The organism is Thiohalocapsa sp., from assembly GCF_022340605.1.
GTDB lineage: Bacteria > Pseudomonadota > Gammaproteobacteria > Chromatiales > Chromatiaceae > Thiohalocapsa.
On the sequence record NZ_JAJDNQ010000094.1, the window covers coordinates 1 to 17,735 of the forward strand.

Below are 17,735 nucleotides of genomic sequence, written 5' to 3' on the forward strand. Positions count from 1 at the left end.
GGGCGAGGGCAGCGGCAACGAGAACCTCGCCGGCGCTCACATCACCCTGGCCGCGAAGACCGGCATCGGCAGCGACGCCACCGCGGACGACGACATCGACACCGCCGCCACCAGCTTGGACGCCAGCACCAGCGGCGCGGGTGGCATCTACATCGCCGAGTCCGATGCGCTCACGCTCGGCAATAGCGCCTCCGTCAGCGCCGGCGCCGACCAAGACATCCAAGTCACCACCGGCGGCGTGCTGACCGTCGCAAAAAGCGTCATCACCACCGGCAGCGGCAGCATCACGCTCACCAGCGTCGGCGCGCAGATCGTGAATGCGGCCGTCAGCGCCGGTGGCAACGCCAGCCTGAGCGGTGGCGATCAGACCATCAACGCCGCCGTCACGGCCGGTGAGGAAGCCATCCTCACCAGTGGTGGCAGCCAGCGCATCAACGCCGGCATCGGCGCCGGCGCCGATGTGGTCCTGTCTGCGGCCAGCGGCATCACCCACACCGTGGACGGCAATGTCAGTGCCGGCAGTGTCATCAGGGCCGACGCCGGCAGCGGCGCGCTGACCATGGCCGATGGCACCGTCTACGACGCCGGCACCGATGCGAGCCTCCGCGCGAGCGGCGACATCGCGCTGGGCCGCTTGCAGGCCGGTGGCGATATCAGCGTCACCAGCACTGGCGGCGCCATCAGCGACGCGAGCGCCGCCGAGGGCAGCGGTAACGAAAACCTCGCCGGCGATCACATCACCGTCACTGCGAGGACCGGCATCGGCACCGGCACCGCGGCGGGCGACATCGACACGGCCGCCACCAGCCTCGACGCGAGCACCACCGGCGCGGGAAGCATCTACATCGCCGAGACCGACGACCTTCAGCTCGGCAACGGCGCGGTCATTGCAACGGGTCAAGGGGATCAGGACATCGAGGTCACCACCGGCGGCGCGCTTACGGTCGCCCGGGCGGTCACCACCATCGGCACCGGTGACATCGTGCTCGACAGCGGCGGTTCGCAGATCTTCAATCTCGCCGTCAGCGCGGGCAACGATGCCATCTTGAGCAGTGGCGGCGTTCAGATCGTCAACGCCGATGTGACGGCCGGGGGCGACGCGGACCTCACGAGCTGGCTCAGCCAGCGCATCGACGCCGACGTTCGGGCCGGCCGCAATGCCACCCTCGCCGCTGGCACCGGGATTACCCACACCGCGGCCGGCGACGTGACCGCCGGCAATGCCATCAGCGTTGACGCCGGCAGCGGTGCGCTGATCCTGGCCGACGGCACCCGCTACGATGCCGGCACCGCCGCAAGCCTGACGGCGACGGGGAACATCGCCCTTGGGCGCGTCATCGCCGGCACTGACATCGATGTCACCAGCAGTGCCGGCGCCATCACCGACAGCACGGCCGGCGAAGGCGCCGGCAGTGAAAACCTGGCCGGTGAGTACGTCTCCCTTGCCGCGAAGACCGGTATCGGTACCGGCATCGGGGCGGGCGAGATCGATACCGCCGCCACCACTCTGGATGCCCGCACCACCGGTGCGGGGGGCATCTACATTGCCGAGACCGACGCGCTGCAGCTCGGCGACGCCGCGGCTATTACCACCGGTCGAGCCGGCCAAGACATCGAGGTCACGACCGGCGGTGTGCTCACGGTCGCCCGCGCGGTCATCACCACCGGCACCGGCGACATCACTCTCGACAGCGGCGGCACGCAGACCGTCGATGCCGTCGTCAGCGCGGGCAATGACGCCGTCCTGACGAGCGCCTGGGACCAGACCGTCAACGCCGCCCTGACGGCCGGCGGCGACGTCAGCCTCGCAAGCGGTGGCAGGCAGAGCGTCAACGCGGTCGTCAGCGCCGGCGGCAACGCCACCCTGACGGCCGTCAGGGGCATCACCCACGGTGCCGACGGCGACGTGACGGCGGGCGGCGCCATCGCCGCGAACGCCGGCAGGGGCGCGCTGAGCATGGATGGTGGCACGCGCTATACCGCCGGCGAGGATGTGCAACTGGCCGCGGCCGGTGACATCGTCGTGGGACGGGTGCAGGCCGGTACCGACATCGCCGCCACCAGCACGGGCGGCGCCATCTTCGACAGCAGCGCCGCCGACGGCTGGGGCAACGAGAACTTCATCGGCGATGACCTGACGCTGCTCGCCGCCGACGGCATCGGCGCGCCTGGCTCGGGGGACATCGACACGGCGGTGAGCCGCATCGACGCGGTGACCGGCAGCGGGAACATCTACCTCGACGAGCGCGATGCCGTCACCTTCGGCTTCGACCGGGGCGTGCACACCGGCAACGGCGACATCTACGGCAGCGCCGGCGGCACCATGACCATTGGCGCGCCGGTCACCGCCGAGGGCAGCGACATCCTGCTCGCGGCCGGCCGCGAGCTGCTCATCCTGGCCGATATCGGCACCGACAATGGCAACATCGAGCTGGATGCCGGCAGCAACATCCGCTCCATCGGCCCCGGCGTGATCAGCGCGTCGGTGAACGATGCCGGCAGCCTGGTGCTGCGCGCCGGCGGTGCCATCGGCGAGCAGGATGCGCCGATTCTCACGGACGTCGCCCTCCTCGCCGCCCTGGCCGACGGTGGCGGCGTCTACATCGACCAGATCGATGGCGTGCAGGACAACCTGGAAATCGGGCTCACCACGGGGCCGTCACTACTGGCGGGCATCACCGCCAATGACGGCGATATCGAGATCCGCACCCTGGGCGACGGCTCGCCGGAGGACTATGGCCGGCTCGACGTCAACGAGGCGGTCCGCGTCATCGGCATCGGCGACATCCTGCTGGTGACCGAAGGCCTGAACAGCGACATCTTCGTCGACGCCATCATCAGCACCGACAGCGGCACCATCACGCTGGATGCCGGACGCCGTGTGGTGTCCACCTATGACCTCGGCAACGTCCTGATCCAGAGCCAGGTGGACGAGCTGGCCACCGCCGTGGACTCCACCCTGAGCCTGTCCCGCTACTTCAGCGACTCGATGGCGGAGGCCTATGCCATCCCGGACTACGGCGACGACGAGGAGGACATCCTGTTCCTGAGCGACGCGAACGAGTCGCTCTGGGGGCCGGCACAAAACACCAACGACGTGGACGCAACAGACTGAGGAGCGGAGCGCGACAATGACTGACGGGTCGATCTGGAACCGCCATTCGGGCGGTCGCGGAGCTCAGCCTGGGCAAGTAGTGGCACGTGCCGACTGGCGGCTGGCGGCGGGCGGTGCCGCGGCAGCGGTGGTCGCGGTGGCGCTGGTGGCCTGCACGGCGACGCCGGTGGGCGAGGATGTGACCGACGTGGTGCTCGACGTGGGCGAGAACCACGCGGGCGATGCCTGCACCCTGGTTGGGCGCGTCGCCCCGGAAAAGATCGCCGAGGCGGGGGCCAGGTACTACAACCTGCAATGCGGCCGCTGGGAGCAGCCGAGCGGGTCTTTGTTTGTCACCAAGGCCAGCGCCGGATCGCCCGAGACCCTGGTGCGCGGCGGCTGGTGGCGCACCCGTCTGGAGCAGTTCCTCAACTGTGATGCGCCCACCGACACCTCGGTGCTGGGCGGCGTCTCCGCACTCGCGATGGACTGCAACCTGATCAAAGGCGGGTGGGCTTTTCAGACGCTGGCGGTGCAGATCGGCGATAGCGTGTATCTCGCTGACAGCATCCCCGGTGCCTTCGGCCCCATGGAGCAGGCCATCGGGGCACTGAGCGGGCGCCGTTCGGCGAACGAGCTCGGCGGCAGCGAGTCCGAGGAGCTGCGCCGGCTGCAGAGCCGGCTGGCCGGGGCGGACTTCGACATCGGCGACCTCACCCAGTACAACGACCTGCGCCGCCTCGCCCGCTACCACAACCGCCGCGGCGAGTACGCGCTGGCCGAACAGCAGTACCGGCGCGCGCTGGAGGTTGCCGAGCGCGATCGCCCGGGGCAGGTGGCCTTTCTGTCCATGCACATCGCGCTGGAGCTCAGTAACCAGCGCAAGTTCGCCGCCGCGGACGCGATGTTCGACCAGGCCGAGGCGGCGCTGTCCAACTCCGACAACGTGGGGCTCGACCAGGCGCGCCTGCTCGGCTACCGCTCCATGCACCTGGCCAATCAGCGGCACAACCGCGAGGCGGCGGCGCTCGCCGAGCAGGCCACCGAGCTGTTCCAGGTGCAGGGCTACGGCGGCGGCACCGGCGAATACGATCTCACCGCTGGGCACGAGTTCACCGCGGCCTCGGGGCTGCTGATGGCCACCACCGGCGCCGACCTGGTGCGCAGCGACGATGCCAACGCCTGGGCCAACTCGGTCAAGAGCAGCATGGTGGAGACCCGGACCCTGCTCAACCAGGGGCGCGTCGATGCCGCCGAGACCAAGCTCCGCTCGGCCCGCCAGCTCTACGCCGTCAACCCCCAGGCACCGCGGAGCTGGGCGGTGCAGTTGGATGTGCTGGGCGCGGAGATCGCCGAGCAGCGCGGCCAATTGGGCAAGGCGGAGCGGCTCTTGCGCGCCGCCGTCAATACCGACCGGAGCCTGGTGAGCCGCACCCGCAGCGGCGGGCTCGCCTGGCTCGCGCTCGGGCGCATCGATGCCCGCCAGGGCAAGGACAGCCAGGCGCTGAAGGCATTCCGCGAGGGCTTCGCCATCTTCGCCGAGCAGGGCGGCAGCGTCGATCTGGATGAAGCGATGCCGTACTTCCGCATCGGCGCCAAGCGTGGCGGCAAGGCGTTGGCGAAGGAGCTGTTCGAGGCCGCGCAGCTCGTCAGCAGCGCCACCGTGAACCAGCAGATCGCGCAGGTGACTGCCCGGCTGGAGTCCGGCGATCAGGACGTGAGCAAGCTCATTCGACAGATCCAGGACGCACAGCGCGAGCGCGAGCGCATCAGCGAGCAGCTCGACGTGGCCGGCGCCGCCAATGCCCCCGGCGCGGAGGCGCTGCGGCAGCGTTGGGAGCAGGTCAACGCGGACCTGCGCGACCTGGAGCTCCAGGTCCAGACCGCCTCGCCGCAGTACAACCAGTTGGTGTTGTTCGAGCCGGTGCCGGCGGAGCAGGTGCAGCGCAGCCTGCATGCCGGCGAAGGGCTGTCGCAGTTCCTGATCGGCAACGAGGGCAGCGTTGGCTTTCTGCTCGGTCCGGACGACATTCAGGTCTACCCGGTCGAGCTCAGTCGCGCCGATGTGCACGACGCGGTCAGCGCCCTGCGCTTCGCGGTGGAAGACCCGGAGATTCCGCCGTACCCGGTGGACAAGGCGCACAAGCTCTATCTCGAGCTGTATGGCCCGGTGCTGAAGCAGCTCGACTCGGGCAACATGCGGGACTTGGTGACCATCCCCTCCGGCGACCTGCTGAGCCTGCCGTTCGGCATGCTCGTCGTCGAGCCGGGACCGGTGTCTGAATTCGACTACTCCGGCGTGACCTTCATGGTCGCCCGCCACGCACTCACGCTGGCGCCGGCGGTGCAGTCGTTCGTGAGCCTGCGCGAGACCAAGCCGTCCCGGGCGCCCTATCCCTTCCTCGGATTCGGCGATCCGATTCCGGGCGGCAACGCCGCGGCGGTGCTGCAGGGCGCGGACATGCCGCGCTCGGCGGAGTGCCGGCAGGAGGCCGGGCTCATCGCCCACTTCGCCCCCTTGCCCGACACCGCCTACGAGATCGAGGAGAGCGCCAAGGCGTTGGGGGCGGGGCGCGGCAGCGTGGTGCTGGGGCGCGCCTTCACCGAGCCCGCGGTGAAACGGGCCCCGCTCGACCGCTATCGCATCGTCTCCTTCGCGACGCACGGCCTGCTGCCCAGCAAGCTCGACTGCCTGTCGGACGCCGCGCTGGTTACCACGCCGGTGCGGGGCAAGGGGCCGGCCGCCGACGGCCTGCTGCAGGCGAGTGAGGTGGCGGCGGACCTGAAGATGGATGCGAACCTGGTGGTGCTGTCCGCCTGCGATACGGGCGGCGGTGGCGCCAGCGGCGAGGCCTTGTCCGGCCTGGCGCGTACCTTCTTCTTTGCCGGCGCACGCAACCTGCTGGTGAGCCATTGGGAGGTGCCGTCGGTCGCCACAACCCAGCTCCTGGTGCGCTCATTCCGCAAGCTCTCGACGCCGGGCGTGACGGCGGCCGAGGCGCTGCGCGAGAGTCAGATGGAGCTCATCCAAGAGGGCGTGCTTTCACACCCGAAGGCCTGGGCCGGCTTCACGCTGGTGGGGCACGGCGGCTGAGGCGCCGGCGGTCGAAGAGGCACCGCGGTAGATCGGGCTGAGCGGTCGCGAAGCCCGACGCGGACGTCGGGTAGCCCGCGCTAGTTCAGCCCTCGCGCGCCCTTGAGTTTGGCATTGGTCAGGTCCGCGCCCTTGAGCTTGGCCTTGCGCAGGTCGGCATCGCTGAGGTCCGCGTCGCGCAGGTCGCTGCCGCGCAGGTCGGCCTGCCGCAGCCGGGCGCCGTGGAGGTTGGCGCCGCGCAGGTCGGAATTGCGCAGGTTGGCGCCGTTGAGGTGCGCATCGTGCAGGTCCGCGCCGCTCAGTGCGAGGCCGCTCAGGTCCTTGTCGTCGAGGTCGACGCCGCCCTTGCCCTTCTTGCGGCGCTCCTTGACCCACTGGTTGAAGGCGTCGATGTCGCCTGCTTTCAATAGCTCAACGGCCTTTTTCGTTGCCACTTGCGCGCCTCGGGCAGCCTTCCACGGAGTGGTGGGGCAAGCGTAACAGACGCTGCCGCCCGGGAGGGTGCCAGTGGTCAAGGCCGCAGCCGGCCTCTATGCTTGCGCCCATGCCGAGCATCCCGGGAGCAGACGCATGCATCCGCTCGTGATCGTCGTGCCGGTGCTGGGGGCCGTGGTCGCCCCGCGCTGGTGGGCGAAGGCGCAACTGCGCCGGTTCGACGTGGAAGACGACGCCTTTCTGCCCGCCGACGAGCTGGCCCGGCGCCTGCTGGACCGCCACGGCCTGACCCTGGTGCCGGTCGAGGTCACGGACTTGGGTGACCACTACGACCCGCGCGCCAAGGCGGTGCGCCTGAACCGGGCGCACTTCCACCGCAGCAGCCTGAGCGCGGCCACCGCCGCCGCCCACGAGGTGGGCCACGCGTTGCAGGATGCCTCCGGCGACTGGACCTTCCGTGTGCATCACTGGCTGGCGCGGGTGGCGCAGGTGACCACCGGCGTCGGCACCGTGCTGCTGGTGGCGGTGCCGGCGGCGGCCATCGCGTCGCAGACGCCGGCGCCGCCGCGGGTGCTGAGTCTGGCGGCCGTGGCCATGCTCGGCACCGGCCTCGTGGCGCAGCTCGCTGCGCTGCCGTCAGAGCTGGATGCGAGCCTCACCCGCGCGCTGCCGTTGCTGCGGGACAGTTGCTTGTCCGATACGCAGCTGCGCGACGCGCGGCGCATCCTGCTCGCCTGCTCGCTCACCTACCTCGCCTCCGCGGCAGTGCCGGCGCTGGCGCTCTGGCCGATTCTCGGCGCCCCACTGCGGTCCGCCGTGATGCCCGGGCTGATGGCGCCGGGGCCGGCCATGCTCGCGGCTTCCCGCACCGCGCGCGGGAGGAAGCGTCGTGCCCCGGCTCGTCCGGCTCCACCGCAGCGAGAGCGGCCGCGATCGGGTGTGTGGCGGGCCGCGCCGAGCGCGCCGGCGGCAACGCTCCGCGCCGGAGCCGAGACCCGGGCGGTCCAGGGCTCCCTCGCGCGCCGCTACGGCCTGCTGCGCGCCGTGGCCCGTCCGCTGGTGTGCGGCTGGCTGCGCGCGACCGGCGACTACTGACCGAGCCGGGCGGCACATTTCATGACAGCCGCGCCGTCGTCGTCACGATTTCTCCACAAGAACGGCGCAGTTGACGTCGTCTGCGCTGGAGATGCCTACCAGTCTCCCGTCGCTGCCGAGTCTGGCGCACGGGGCGCTGCACCATCGACGAGGAGCTCATGGCCGACTCAGCCCAGCCGCTGACCGCCACCGCCCGCGTGCTGCCGGTGCACACGCGCTGCCGCGATCGCGTGCGGCTGGAAGTGCGCGGGCTGTACCGGATGCCGGCGCTGAAGCGGCGGCTGGAAGGGTCCCTGGCGGCGATCGGCGAGATCGACCGGGTCTCGGCCAGCACCGCGACGGGGCGGCTCCTGGTGTGCTTCTCTGCGCCCATGACGCTGCCGCGGTTGCTGGCGCTGGTGGAGGACGTGCTGGGCGATCGGCCGATGCGTCGACGGCGGCCGGCGCTGCGCGGTTACCCCCGCAGCCGCGCGCTGGCATCCGTTGCGGCGCTGTTGCGCGGCCTCGGCCGATTGCTGGCGCCGACCTTCCCGCGACGGGCGGCCTGCGTGCTATCAGGCGTGCTGCCCGGCGGGGCGCCGGCGGTGCAGACGCGCCAGGTGGAGCCGCAGCCCATTCGTGCCTGGTTCGCGATGGCATTCGCCGACGTGGAGCGGGTGCTGGCCAGCTCGGCGGAGACCGGACTCACGCCAGAGGCGGTCGGCGAGCGCCTGCGCCGCTTTGGCGAGAACGCGCTGACGGCCGCCGAGAAGCGCTCCGACATCGCCATCTTCCTCGGCCAGTTCAACAGCCTGCCGGTGGCGCTGTTGGGCGTGTCCGCCGGGGTCGCGGTGGCCACCGGCGGGTTGCTGGATGCGGCGGTGATCCTGGGCGTGGTGATGATCAACGGCGCCATCGGCTTCGTCACCGAGCGCCAGGCGGAGCGCACCATCGAGTCCCTGACCCAGACCGGCGTGCGCGCCGTGAAGGCGCTGCGCGCCGGCGAGGCGGTGGCCGTGCCGGTGGAGCAGATCGTGCCCGGGGACGTGCTGCTGCTGGCGCCGGGGGATTACGTCGCCGCCGACGTGCGCCTGTTGCGCTGCCATCGCCTCAGCGTGGACGAGTCCGCGCTCACCGGCGAGAGCATGCCGGTGAGCAAGAATCATGAGTACCAGGCCAAGCCCGACACGCCGCTGGGCGACCGCCGCAACATGGCCTACATGGGCACGCATGTGACCGGTGGGAATGGCCGCGGGCTGGTGGTGGCCACGGCGGCGGCGACGGAGCTCGGCCAGATCCAGACCATGGTGGGCGAGGCCGAGTCGCCGGAGACGCCCATGCAGAAGCAGCTCGGGCGCATGGGCACGCAGTTGGCGCTGCTCTCCGGCGGGGTCTGCGCGGGCGTCTTCGGCGTCGGCGTGCTCCGCGGCCTCGCCTGGCTGGAGATGCTGAAGGCGTCCGTGTCGCTGGCCGTCGCCGCGGTGCCGGAAGGCCTGCCGGCGGTGGCGACGACGACGCTCGCCATGGGCATCAACGACATGCGCCGGCGCAACGTCGCGGTGCGGCATCTCGACGCGGTGGAGACGCTGGGCTCGGTGCAGGTGTTCTGCATGGACAAAACCGGCACGCTCACCATGAACCGCATGGCCGTGGTGGCACTCTACAGCGGCGGCATACGGCTCAAGGTGGCCGCCCACAAGGTCACCGACGCCGACGGCCGCTTCGTGGACCCGCTGACACGCGACGAGCTGGTGCGGCTTATGCAAGTGGTCTCGCTCTGCAGCGAAGCCGAGGTCAAGGGCGTGCCCGGCAAGTGGCAGTTCGACGGCTCGCCCACGGAGAATGCGCTGGTGGAGTTGGCGGTGGAGGCGGGCATCGACGTGCCGGCGCTGCGTGCCGAGCGCCCGCGGCTCAAGACCCGCTACCGCGCCGAGGGCCGGCCCTACATGTCGAGCCTGCACCCGTACAAGGATGGCAAGCACCTGCTGGCGGTGAAGGGCAGCCCGGAGGAGGTGCTGGGCCTGTGCGACAGCATGCTGCGCGACGGCCGCGAGGTGCCGCTCGACGACACCCTGCGCGCCGAGATCGTCAACGAGAACCAGCGCATGGCGGGCCAGGCCCTGCGCGTGCTCGGCGCCGCCTACCGGGAGTTGGACGACGGCACGATGCCCGCCAGGACCGCCGGGCTCTGCTGGCTGGGCCTCGCCGGCATGGCGGACCCGATGCGCCCCGGCATGGACCAGCTCATCGCCGAGTATCACGCTGCCGGCATCGAGACCATCATGATCACCGGTGACCAGAGCGCGACGGCCTACGCCATCGGCAAGGAGCTGGGCCTGTCCGGCGACAAGCCGCTGCAGGTGCTGGAGTCCGCCAAGCTGGAGGACATGGACGCCGACCTTCTGGCGGGCCTGGTGCGCAACGTGCACGTGTTCGCGCGGGTGAGCCCGGCGCACAAGCTCAAGATCGTCCGTGCCCTGCAGGAGGCGGGCATGGTGGTGGCCATGACCGGCGACGGCATCAACGACGGTCCGGCGCTCAAGGCTGCCGACATCGGTGTGGCCATGGGCGAGAGCGGCACCAACGTCGCCCGCGAGGTCTCGGACGTCGTGCTGGAGGACGACAACCTGCACACCATGACCATCGCCGTGGCGCAGGGACGGACCATCTACAACAACATCCGCAAGATGATCCACTTCATGGTGTCCACCAATCTCACCGAGATCGAGGTGATGCTGGCCGGCGTCGTGCTCGGCTGGGGCGAGACCATGAACCCGATGCAGCTCCTGTGGATCAATCTGGTGACGGACATCTTCCCGGGTCTGGCGCTGTCCATGGAGCCCGCGGAGCCGGACATCCTCGATCGCCCGCCGCGGGACCCGGAGGAGCCCATCATCACCCGCGCGGACTTCAAGCGCATGGCCTTCGAGTCCGGCGCCATCGGCCTCGGCACCATGGGCGCCTTCCTCTACGGCCTGCGCAAGTATGGCCTGGGAACCGGCCCCAGCACGCTCGCCTTCAACACCCTGGTGCTGAACGAGCTGGCCCATGCGCTCAGCTCCCGCAGCCGGTTCCGCAACGTCTTCGGCGGCGAGAAGCTCACGCCCAACAAGCACCTGACCCGCGCCGTGCTCGGTATGGCGGCGCTGCAAGTGGTGGTGAGCGTCGTCCCGGGCGCGCGGCGGCTGCTCGGCACCGTGGCGCTGGGCTGGATGGACCTCGCCGCCATCGGCGCCGGCGTGCTGCTGCCGTTGCTCGTCAACGAGGCGACCAAGCCTGCGTACCGGGGGCCGGAGCATGCGCTGGCATTGGAGGTGGAGCCGGAGGGAGGATGATGATGTCTCGGAGTGCGGAGTGCGGAGTGCGGAGTGCGGAGTGCGGAGTGCGGAGTGCGGAGTGCGGAGTGCGGAGTGCGGAGTGCGGAGTGCGGAGTGCGGAGTGCGGAGTGCGGCGGGCAGGTTGGGCTGAGGAACGAAGCCCGACACGGTGCTCGATGTAACCTGCTGGTTTTCGGGGCTCCTGCGTCGGCCCGACCTGCGACAGTTGCGGGACAGGCAGTGGGAACGGGCTTTTGTTCACATCCTCGCAGGCCAATGGCCCGCGGAAAGCAGTATCGGCAGATTTTCAGACAATTCACGCCCGGAGCGCGGCCATGAGCGACGACTTCATCTTCACATCCGAGTCCGTCACCACCGGCCATCCCGATAAGCTCTGTGATCAGGTGAGCGATGCCATCGTCGATCACTTTCTGAGTCAGGACCCGAACGCCGGCATCATCGCCGAGTGCGCGGTGGCGAGCGGCGTGCTCTTCATCTCGGCGCACTATGCCTACAAGGGTGGGCTGGCCATCCCGGACGTAGCGCGCGCGGTGATCCGCGGCATCGGCTATCCGCGGGAGGTGTTCGACGCCGACGCCTGCACCATCATGACCAGCTTCATGGACCATACCGAGCGGCACTATCGTGAGCTGGACCTCGACGCGCTGGACGACGCTGGCCTCGCGCGCATCACCGCCCGGGACCAGGTCACCGTATTCGGCTATGCCTGCGACCAGACCGAGGCGCTGATGCCGCTGCCCATCAGCATCGCCCACACCCTGGTGCGGCGACTCGATGAGCCCGATCTGCATACGGAACTGCCCTATCTGCTGCCGGACGCCAAGGTGCAGGTGGGCGTCGAGTACCGCGGCGGCCGGCCGCTGCGCATCCATAGCGTCGCCCTGGAGACCAGTCAGCACGAGCGGGGCGGCCCGGGCGCGGACCGGCTCCAGTCGGACCTGATCCACGGCGTCATCACGCCGGTGCTGGCCGAGCAGCCGGTGGCCCCGGACGGCGACACCCACTACTTCATCAACCCGGCAGGCCCTGTCATCGGCGGCGGCCCGGCGGTGCATTCCGGTCTCACCGGCCGCAAGACCGGCATCGACACCTACGGCGAGTACGCCCGCCACAGTGGCGCCGCACTGAGCGGCAAGGACCCGATGCGCATCGACCGGGTCGGTGCCTACGCCGCCCGCTACGCCGCCAAGAACGCCGTCGCCGCCGGCCTTGCCGCCGAGTGCGAGGTGCAGCTCAGCTACAGTATCGGCTCTGCCGGGCCAGTGAGTCTGCGGGTGCGCACCTTCGGCACCGGCACCATCGATGACGCCGGGATCGCCGACCGGCTGCGCCAGACCTTCGACTTTCGCATCGGCGCCATCGTCCGTGACCTGCGCCTCAGAAATCTTCCCGCCGAGCAGCCGCTGGGCTTCTACCGCCGTCTCGCCACCTACGGCCACATGGGCCGCACCGACCTCGACGTGCCCTGGGAGCGGATCGACCGGGCAGACCACCTCGCCTAGCGCCGACGCAAGGCGTGTTGCCGGTCTCGGGACGAAGGATTGAGGTCAATCCCTGATCCGGTCGCGAGTGAGCCGCCCGATCTCGCGGCCACGCCTGTTCGTGTGAGCCTGTTGTTTGCTCTGTGCGGATGTTGCGCCGCGCCTCGCGGCGGGATTCATCGCATAAGGAACCGCGCTCCCTCAGCCAGCGGGGCGGCTCGTCCAAAGAGCGAACGGCTCGGCACACGAAACAGGTCAATCGATGATCAACGCTTGCGCGCTCTCGCATCCGACTCGTTTGATTCGGCGGCTTTCCCTTGCCGCTGTCTTCGTCGCGGCAGCCGGCGGCGCCATGGCCGACAGCGCCGCGGAAAGCAGCGGCAAGAGCACGCAAATCTCGGCATCGACCCCTGAGCCCAAGCGCTTCGTCGTTCGCGGCACGTCTGTCGTGGACCAGTCTAGCGGTACGAAGGTCTTCTTCCGTGGGGTCGGCTACTCGCCCTACGTCCCCGGAGAGACGCCGCTGAACGGTGCATCTCCAGGCGACGATGACCGCTATTCGGAGCACTTCGCACACATTGCGGAGTTGGGCGTCAATTATCTGCACGTGTTTCCGCTGCTTATGCCGGCCGGCTTCTTCGCGGCGCTGGACAAGACGGATCTCGCCTACGGCCAGGACATCTGGGTCAAAGGCAATGCGGAGGACTTTCTGGACCAGGGCTTCCAGGCGAGCACGCTGGCACAGATCAAGGCGGTGATCGATCACACCTATGCCGTCGGGCGCCCCGACCGCCTGGTGCTGTTCTCGGTGGGCGATGAGCTGTCGGCCCAATCAGTGACCGCTACGAACGCTCGGCATTCGGATGTGCACGACTATCTGGGCAAGCACGTCCAGGTGAAGGGCCGCACCCCGACGGAGGTCGCCCTGGCCCGGCTGATCGATGCGGCCATGGACTACGAGCTGACGCGATACGGCCAGCGCCATCTCTATTGCCACACCAGCTGGACGCACATCGGTCCGGTCGCCGACCGCCCCGACCTGGAGGTGGCCGCGGACGACGTCCTGTTGCCTGACATGGGTGACCTGTTCTGCCTGAACATCTACACCTATGCCCGCGGGGTGGTTACGTCACCGCCCGGTTCGGTCACCGGAACGACCTATCAGGGCTATCTGGACGAGCTCCTCGCGCGGGCCACGAAGCCGGTGCTCATCACCCAGGTGGGCCTGTCCACGTCGCCCATCACACCGAAGCCCTGGGTGCCGGGCTGGGGCGGCCACGGGGTTTCCGGCGTACCAGCGGTATTTCGGTCGGTGTGGCGGGATGTGCGCACGGCGAAGGACAAGGAGAAGATCGCCGGGCTCGTGTTCTTCGAGTTGCACGACGAGTGGTGGAAGAGCGGCGAGACCCCCGACGACAGCACCCGCCATGAGGAGAATGACCCGGAGGAATGGTTCGGGCTCTACGAGATCGGTACGGACAAGCGTCTGACGCCCAAGGGGCGCATCCCGGCGGCCGTGCGGGGGTTGTTTACCCAGCCTTGAACCTAGAAAGGGCGGCCGTGGCGGCGCTCACCCGGCAGGTGACGTGCATCTTCGAGCGGACATCCAACTAACCGCGGGCATTTCGATGCCATTGGAAGCGGTCAACTGTTCTTTCCAGGTTGAAGCGGCGCTTGCTGATGCCGAGCGTCGATTCCCATAGGCTCGGCTTGGGTCAGCCCGCGGGGGCCGCTGCCGGGACAGAGCCCCGTGACAAGGTCGCTCAAGCGGGTTGGCTCTCCAATGCGGCGCGCGACCTTTGGCGCAACCGGTCGTAGAGTTGGGACGTCTCCTCGGCCAGCGCCGGGTCCGTCGGCTGCTCCGCGGTGACGCGACTCAAGCGTAACGGCTCGGCGTTGGCGCTGGCGTCCGTGACGTCGGCCATGTCCAGCAGCCGGTCCAGCGTCTCTGCCCGGCCGCACAGATCCTCGTAGCAGACGAATACGGCGTCCGGCGGCGCCGTGCGCTCCAGCCAAAGGTAGCTCTGTCGCCAAAGCTCCAGCCAGTAGTCCATCTTGCGGGGGTCGAAGCGCGCGAGTCGCGCCGCACCGGCGGCATCGAAGCGGAATGGCCGGTGGTCCCCGCCGAACTCGTGGTGCGCGAGCCAAGTCATGTAGGCGCGGACGAAGGCGTCCTGCCGTTGCACCTCGCTGAAGTGCGCGTGCTGGCGCCACAGCGAGGTCGCGTGGGTCAACGGCTCCCGGAACGGCAGCAGGATCAGCGCCCGCGGGAACAGGCGCCGTATGGTCGTGAGTCGCAAAATGTTGTTGTTGTTCTTCGACAGATAACGTGCGTCAGGTCGATCTGTCGTGCTCAGGATTGCCGCGACGTAGGCGATAAACTTCTGCGCCGTCTCATCGTCTGGCGTGTGCGGTGCCAGATGGGTCTTGGCGATGTAGCCCTCGCCGTCCAGCACGCGCCAGAACACCTCGTCGAGGCTCTCCGGGCTGTCTGCATCGACGCGAATACCGTCGCCGTGCGCGCGCTCATGTGCCGTGACGTCACGCTTCATGCCCGCCGAGAGCTTGCCCCACAAGCGTGGCGCGAGCACGAACGGCATGTGCCGGTAGGTCAGGGAGCAAAAGTCGCCGGTCGCGTGGAAGCGTCGCATCAGAATAGTGGTGCCGGCACGCGCGAGACCCGAGATGAAGACGTGGCCTTGATGTGCGGTCTGCTCGGGGACGCTCTTCAGCCCCTGCTGATCCAGATCGAAGCTGGCCTCGGCGATCGGCCGCACTTGCAGTGCCAGCCGATGCAGCAGCCGATCGAGCGCACTATAGTCGGCCACGAATCAATGCCCTTCTGGCGGCGACGTACAGACTCGCGAACACCAAGGTGAACGCGATGCCCTGCCAGCTAAGCAGGAAGCTTTGAAACCCGCTGAAGCCGAGCTCGAACAGCACGGTCAGCACCGCGACGACGGCCGCCACCGCCAGCAACAGCAGGGCGAGCTTGAGCGTCGACAGGAAGGCGCTGCGCGCATAAGCGGCCATGGCCTTCTCTTTCCAATGGTCCGAGATCGCGCGCGCCCTCACGGTATGCAGCGCCTTGTCGCTGGCGGCAAGGAGTCCATGGATTGCGCCCTGGAATGGCAGTCGCGCGATCAACTCCACCAGGCAGACACAGAGCACGCTGCCCAGCAGCCAGTTCACGACGCTTTGGACCCGCCGCCTACGCCGTTGTCGCGACTCTGCGCATCGGTTTGGGCGACCGCCGCCGCGCGGGCGGACCTGCGCTTCTTGAACACGCGCTTGACCGGATACCAGAGGACCGCGAAGAACGCCATCACCACGGATGCGAGGATGCCGAGCACCACGGCGATGGTGCCGGCGCCTGCGCCTGGCCCGATGTATGCTTGTGCCGGGGCTGTCGTCAGCAGCCCGAGCGGGAGCAGGGCGAGGATCAAGTTGCGGGCGGACATTGCCAATTCTCCACGTCTAGGGCGTTGAGAGGAAACCATTGCATTTCAGAGATCACGTAGTTTTGAGTGTCGCTACCGGGCTTCGGGTTGACCACTTCCAGCGCTACGTTGCCGTCGCGGTCGACCTCGAAGGCGCGGCCCTGCTGCGGGCTGGATATGGCCTGATGGCCGTCGGGGTACAGCTCGTGCTTGCCGCGAATCCGGGTATAGAAACCGTTCTTTCTCCCGTCGAACAGCACGCGGCGCTTGTAGTTTGCCGGGTCGATGGCGACGAGCTCGCTGTAATCGCGGCTCATGCGGTTGTTCAAGATCAGGATTTCACCGGTGGGTAGCCAGTCCGGGTCGTGTTGCCGCTCGGTCATCCCGGCGCGCCACCACTTGATCCGCAGCGTGTCCGGATCGATCACGAACAGCAGGTTCAGTGACCTGGCGCTGATCAGCAGATCTCCGGCGGCGAAATCCTTGAAGCGGTCGGCGATGGCTGACGGCAATGGCTCCACGTCGTTCAAGTGGAACGGGTCATACAGCCATTTCCCTTGCGTGTTGCGGCTGTTCACGTTGAGGTCGTTGTCGTGCAGGCGACGGACCTCGAGAATGTCCGTCGTCGGGTTCGCAGCGATGATGTCCTCAACCGGAATAGTGCGAATCACCCTGCCGTCGTCGACGGAGACTTCGGCGATGGTCGTGAACCCCCTGAAGGTCCAAACCGCATCTCGGGCTTCATTCAGCGTGACGGCGTGGTTGAATTCACCGCCAGTCGACCAGAGTCGCTTGCCGCACGAGTCGATGCGCTGCAGCGAGATGCTGCCGTCATAGGTGAAGATGACCGAGCCATCCGCGAGCATCTGAACGCCGTGAACGAATTTGCGGTACTTCGGTCTCGGCTCGACGCCGTCCACCGGTGTCTCTTCGAGAATCCAGCGCTTGACGATCTTCAGCTCGGGTGACAGCAGCAGGATCGCGTTCTCCAAGTGTCCATCGACCGTGAAGGTGCCGGCGAGCATTCGCCAGCCGGGCACCACATGCCCCTGATGTACCTTGAGCAGAGGCCCTTGCACATCGATACCGGCCGATTCCGGCAGGGTCTCGAAATCGGAGTAGTCTGCATTCGCCTCGCGCTCTACGCGCAATTCGGCGTCTTTGTAGTCCCCCGTTGCATAGCCGGCAACTTGCCCGAGGACATCCGTCACGAGGTCGGGGAAGGACGCGACTTCGACGGCGAGATTTCCGAAATGGCCGCTACGATCTTCGCCGGCGACCTTCGACTTAACCGCCCAGCCGAAGGCGACCGTCGCGAGCGCCCAAAGCAACATGAAAAGAAGAACCAACCAGATTGGAATAGTACGTTCCATTCTCGGGGCGACGGGGACGTTCGAGCTTCAAGGCAGGCGTGGAGAAAGCCACGACTTTCGCGAACCAAACACAATAACCGGCATCGGCAGTCGCTGCCATAAGGGTTTTGATTATGAAAACCGTCAGTGGATGCCCTAGACTGCTTGAGGGGGCCGAATGCTTGCAGATGAGTCAGGTTTGCCGTTGCGATTTTCGTGCTCGTTGTCGTCGTCGTAATCGTAGTCGAATCGTCGGCGACGACAACGACAACGACAACGACAACGACAACGACAACGATGGGCGGTGCCCAGCTTGGGGAGGCGACGATGACGACTCGTCGGTCCGAGGCCAAGCCCGCTGGTTCTCGGTCGGCTACACGAGATGCGGATACTTTCGGACCCTGCCGGCCTCATGGAGGCGGACGGG

At 68.2% G+C, this 17,735-nt stretch carries 11 protein-coding genes; 6 read left to right on the forward strand and 5 right to left on the reverse strand.

The features are described 5' to 3' along the window. Both LJE69_RS12670 and LJE69_RS12675 read left to right on the forward strand, forming a co-directional pair. Positions 1-3,115 (forward strand): hypothetical protein (locus tag LJE69_RS12670; protein WP_296925548.1); only part of this gene is annotated, 3,115 nt, incomplete at its 5' end. Between the two features lie 16 nt (positions 3,116-3,131). After that, positions 3,132-6,188, forward strand: a complete 3,057-nt coding sequence (locus tag LJE69_RS12675; protein WP_296925550.1) for a CHAT domain-containing protein — start codon at positions 3,132-3,134, stop codon at positions 6,186-6,188. Between the two features lie 80 nt (positions 6,189-6,268). Here LJE69_RS12675 and LJE69_RS12680 read toward each other — a convergent pair whose 3' ends face one another. Beyond that, a complete protein-coding gene (locus tag LJE69_RS12680; protein ID WP_296925552.1) occupies positions 6,269-6,622 on the reverse strand; it encodes a pentapeptide repeat-containing protein in 354 nt (117 codons plus the stop codon). Between the two features lie 136 nt (positions 6,623-6,758). On the opposite strand from LJE69_RS12680, the gene LJE69_RS12685 reads away from it, so the two are divergent. The 4 genes from LJE69_RS12685 (at position 6,759) to LJE69_RS12700 (ending at position 14,059) form a co-directional block, all read left to right on the forward strand. Further along, on the forward strand, positions 6,759-7,718 hold the full coding sequence (locus LJE69_RS12685; protein ID WP_296925554.1) for a zinc metallopeptidase: 960 nt from the start codon (positions 6,759-6,761) through the stop codon (positions 7,716-7,718). Between the two features lie 158 nt (positions 7,719-7,876). Continuing rightward, positions 7,877-11,032: an HAD-IC family P-type ATPase gene (locus LJE69_RS12690; RefSeq protein ID WP_296925556.1), complete on the forward strand. Its 3,156-nt coding sequence runs from the start codon at positions 7,877-7,879 to the stop codon at positions 11,030-11,032. A gap of 317 nt (positions 11,033-11,349) precedes the next feature. Beyond that, entirely contained in the window at positions 11,350-12,537 is a 1,188-nt protein-coding gene (metK, locus tag LJE69_RS12695) for a methionine adenosyltransferase (RefSeq protein WP_296925558.1), read from the forward strand. Positions 12,538-12,778: 241 nt separating this feature from the next. Next, entirely contained in the window at positions 12,779-14,059 is a 1,281-nt protein-coding gene (locus LJE69_RS12700) for a hypothetical protein (RefSeq protein ID WP_296925561.1), read from the forward strand. Between the two features lie 220 nt (positions 14,060-14,279). On the opposite strand, the gene LJE69_RS12705 is transcribed toward LJE69_RS12700, so the two are convergent. The 4 genes from LJE69_RS12705 to LJE69_RS12720 are packed head-to-tail and all read right to left on the reverse strand — an operon-like array spanning position 14,280 to position 17,290. After that, positions 14,280-15,344, reverse strand: a complete 1,065-nt coding sequence (locus LJE69_RS12705; protein WP_296925563.1) for a sulfotransferase — start codon at positions 15,342-15,344, stop codon at positions 14,280-14,282. Further along, entirely contained in the window at positions 15,331-15,708 is a 378-nt protein-coding gene (locus tag LJE69_RS12710; protein ID WP_296925565.1) for a hypothetical protein, read from the reverse strand. Before LJE69_RS12710 ends, LJE69_RS12705 begins: the two co-directional genes overlap by 14 nt. Next, positions 15,705-15,977 carry a hypothetical protein gene (locus LJE69_RS12715; RefSeq protein ID WP_296925567.1) on the reverse strand — a complete coding sequence of 91 codons (273 nt, stop codon included), beginning with the start codon at positions 15,975-15,977 and terminating at the stop codon, positions 15,705-15,707. The genes LJE69_RS12710 and LJE69_RS12715 overlap by 4 nt, the downstream gene beginning before the upstream one ends. Then, complete coding sequence (locus LJE69_RS12720; RefSeq protein ID WP_296925569.1) at positions 15,959-17,290, reverse strand: arylsulfotransferase family protein; 1,332 nt, start codon at positions 17,288-17,290, stop codon at positions 15,959-15,961. The genes LJE69_RS12715 and LJE69_RS12720 overlap by 19 nt, the downstream gene beginning before the upstream one ends. Between the last annotated feature and the right edge of the window lie 445 nt (positions 17,291-17,735).

Coding starts and splice junctions, on each gene's coding strand:
- LJE69_RS12675 (WP_296925550.1), top strand. CDS start 3,132: ATGACTGACGGGTCGATCTGGAACCGCCATTCGGGCGGTCGCGGAGCT.
- LJE69_RS12685 (WP_296925554.1), top strand. CDS start 6,759: ATGCATCCGCTCGTGATCGTCGTGCCGGTGCTGGGGGCCGTGGTCGCC.
- LJE69_RS12690 (WP_296925556.1), top strand. CDS start 7,877: ATGGCCGACTCAGCCCAGCCGCTGACCGCCACCGCCCGCGTGCTGCCG.
- metK (WP_296925558.1), top strand. CDS start 11,350: ATGAGCGACGACTTCATCTTCACATCCGAGTCCGTCACCACCGGCCAT.
- LJE69_RS12700 (WP_296925561.1), top strand. CDS start 12,779: ATGATCAACGCTTGCGCGCTCTCGCATCCGACTCGTTTGATTCGGCGG.
- LJE69_RS12715 (WP_296925567.1), bottom strand. CDS start 15,977: ATGTCCGCCCGCAACTTGATCCTCGCCCTGCTCCCGCTCGGGCTGCTG.
- LJE69_RS12720 (WP_296925569.1), bottom strand. CDS start 17,290: ATGTTGCTTTGGGCGCTCGCGACGGTCGCCTTCGGCTGGGCGGTTAAG.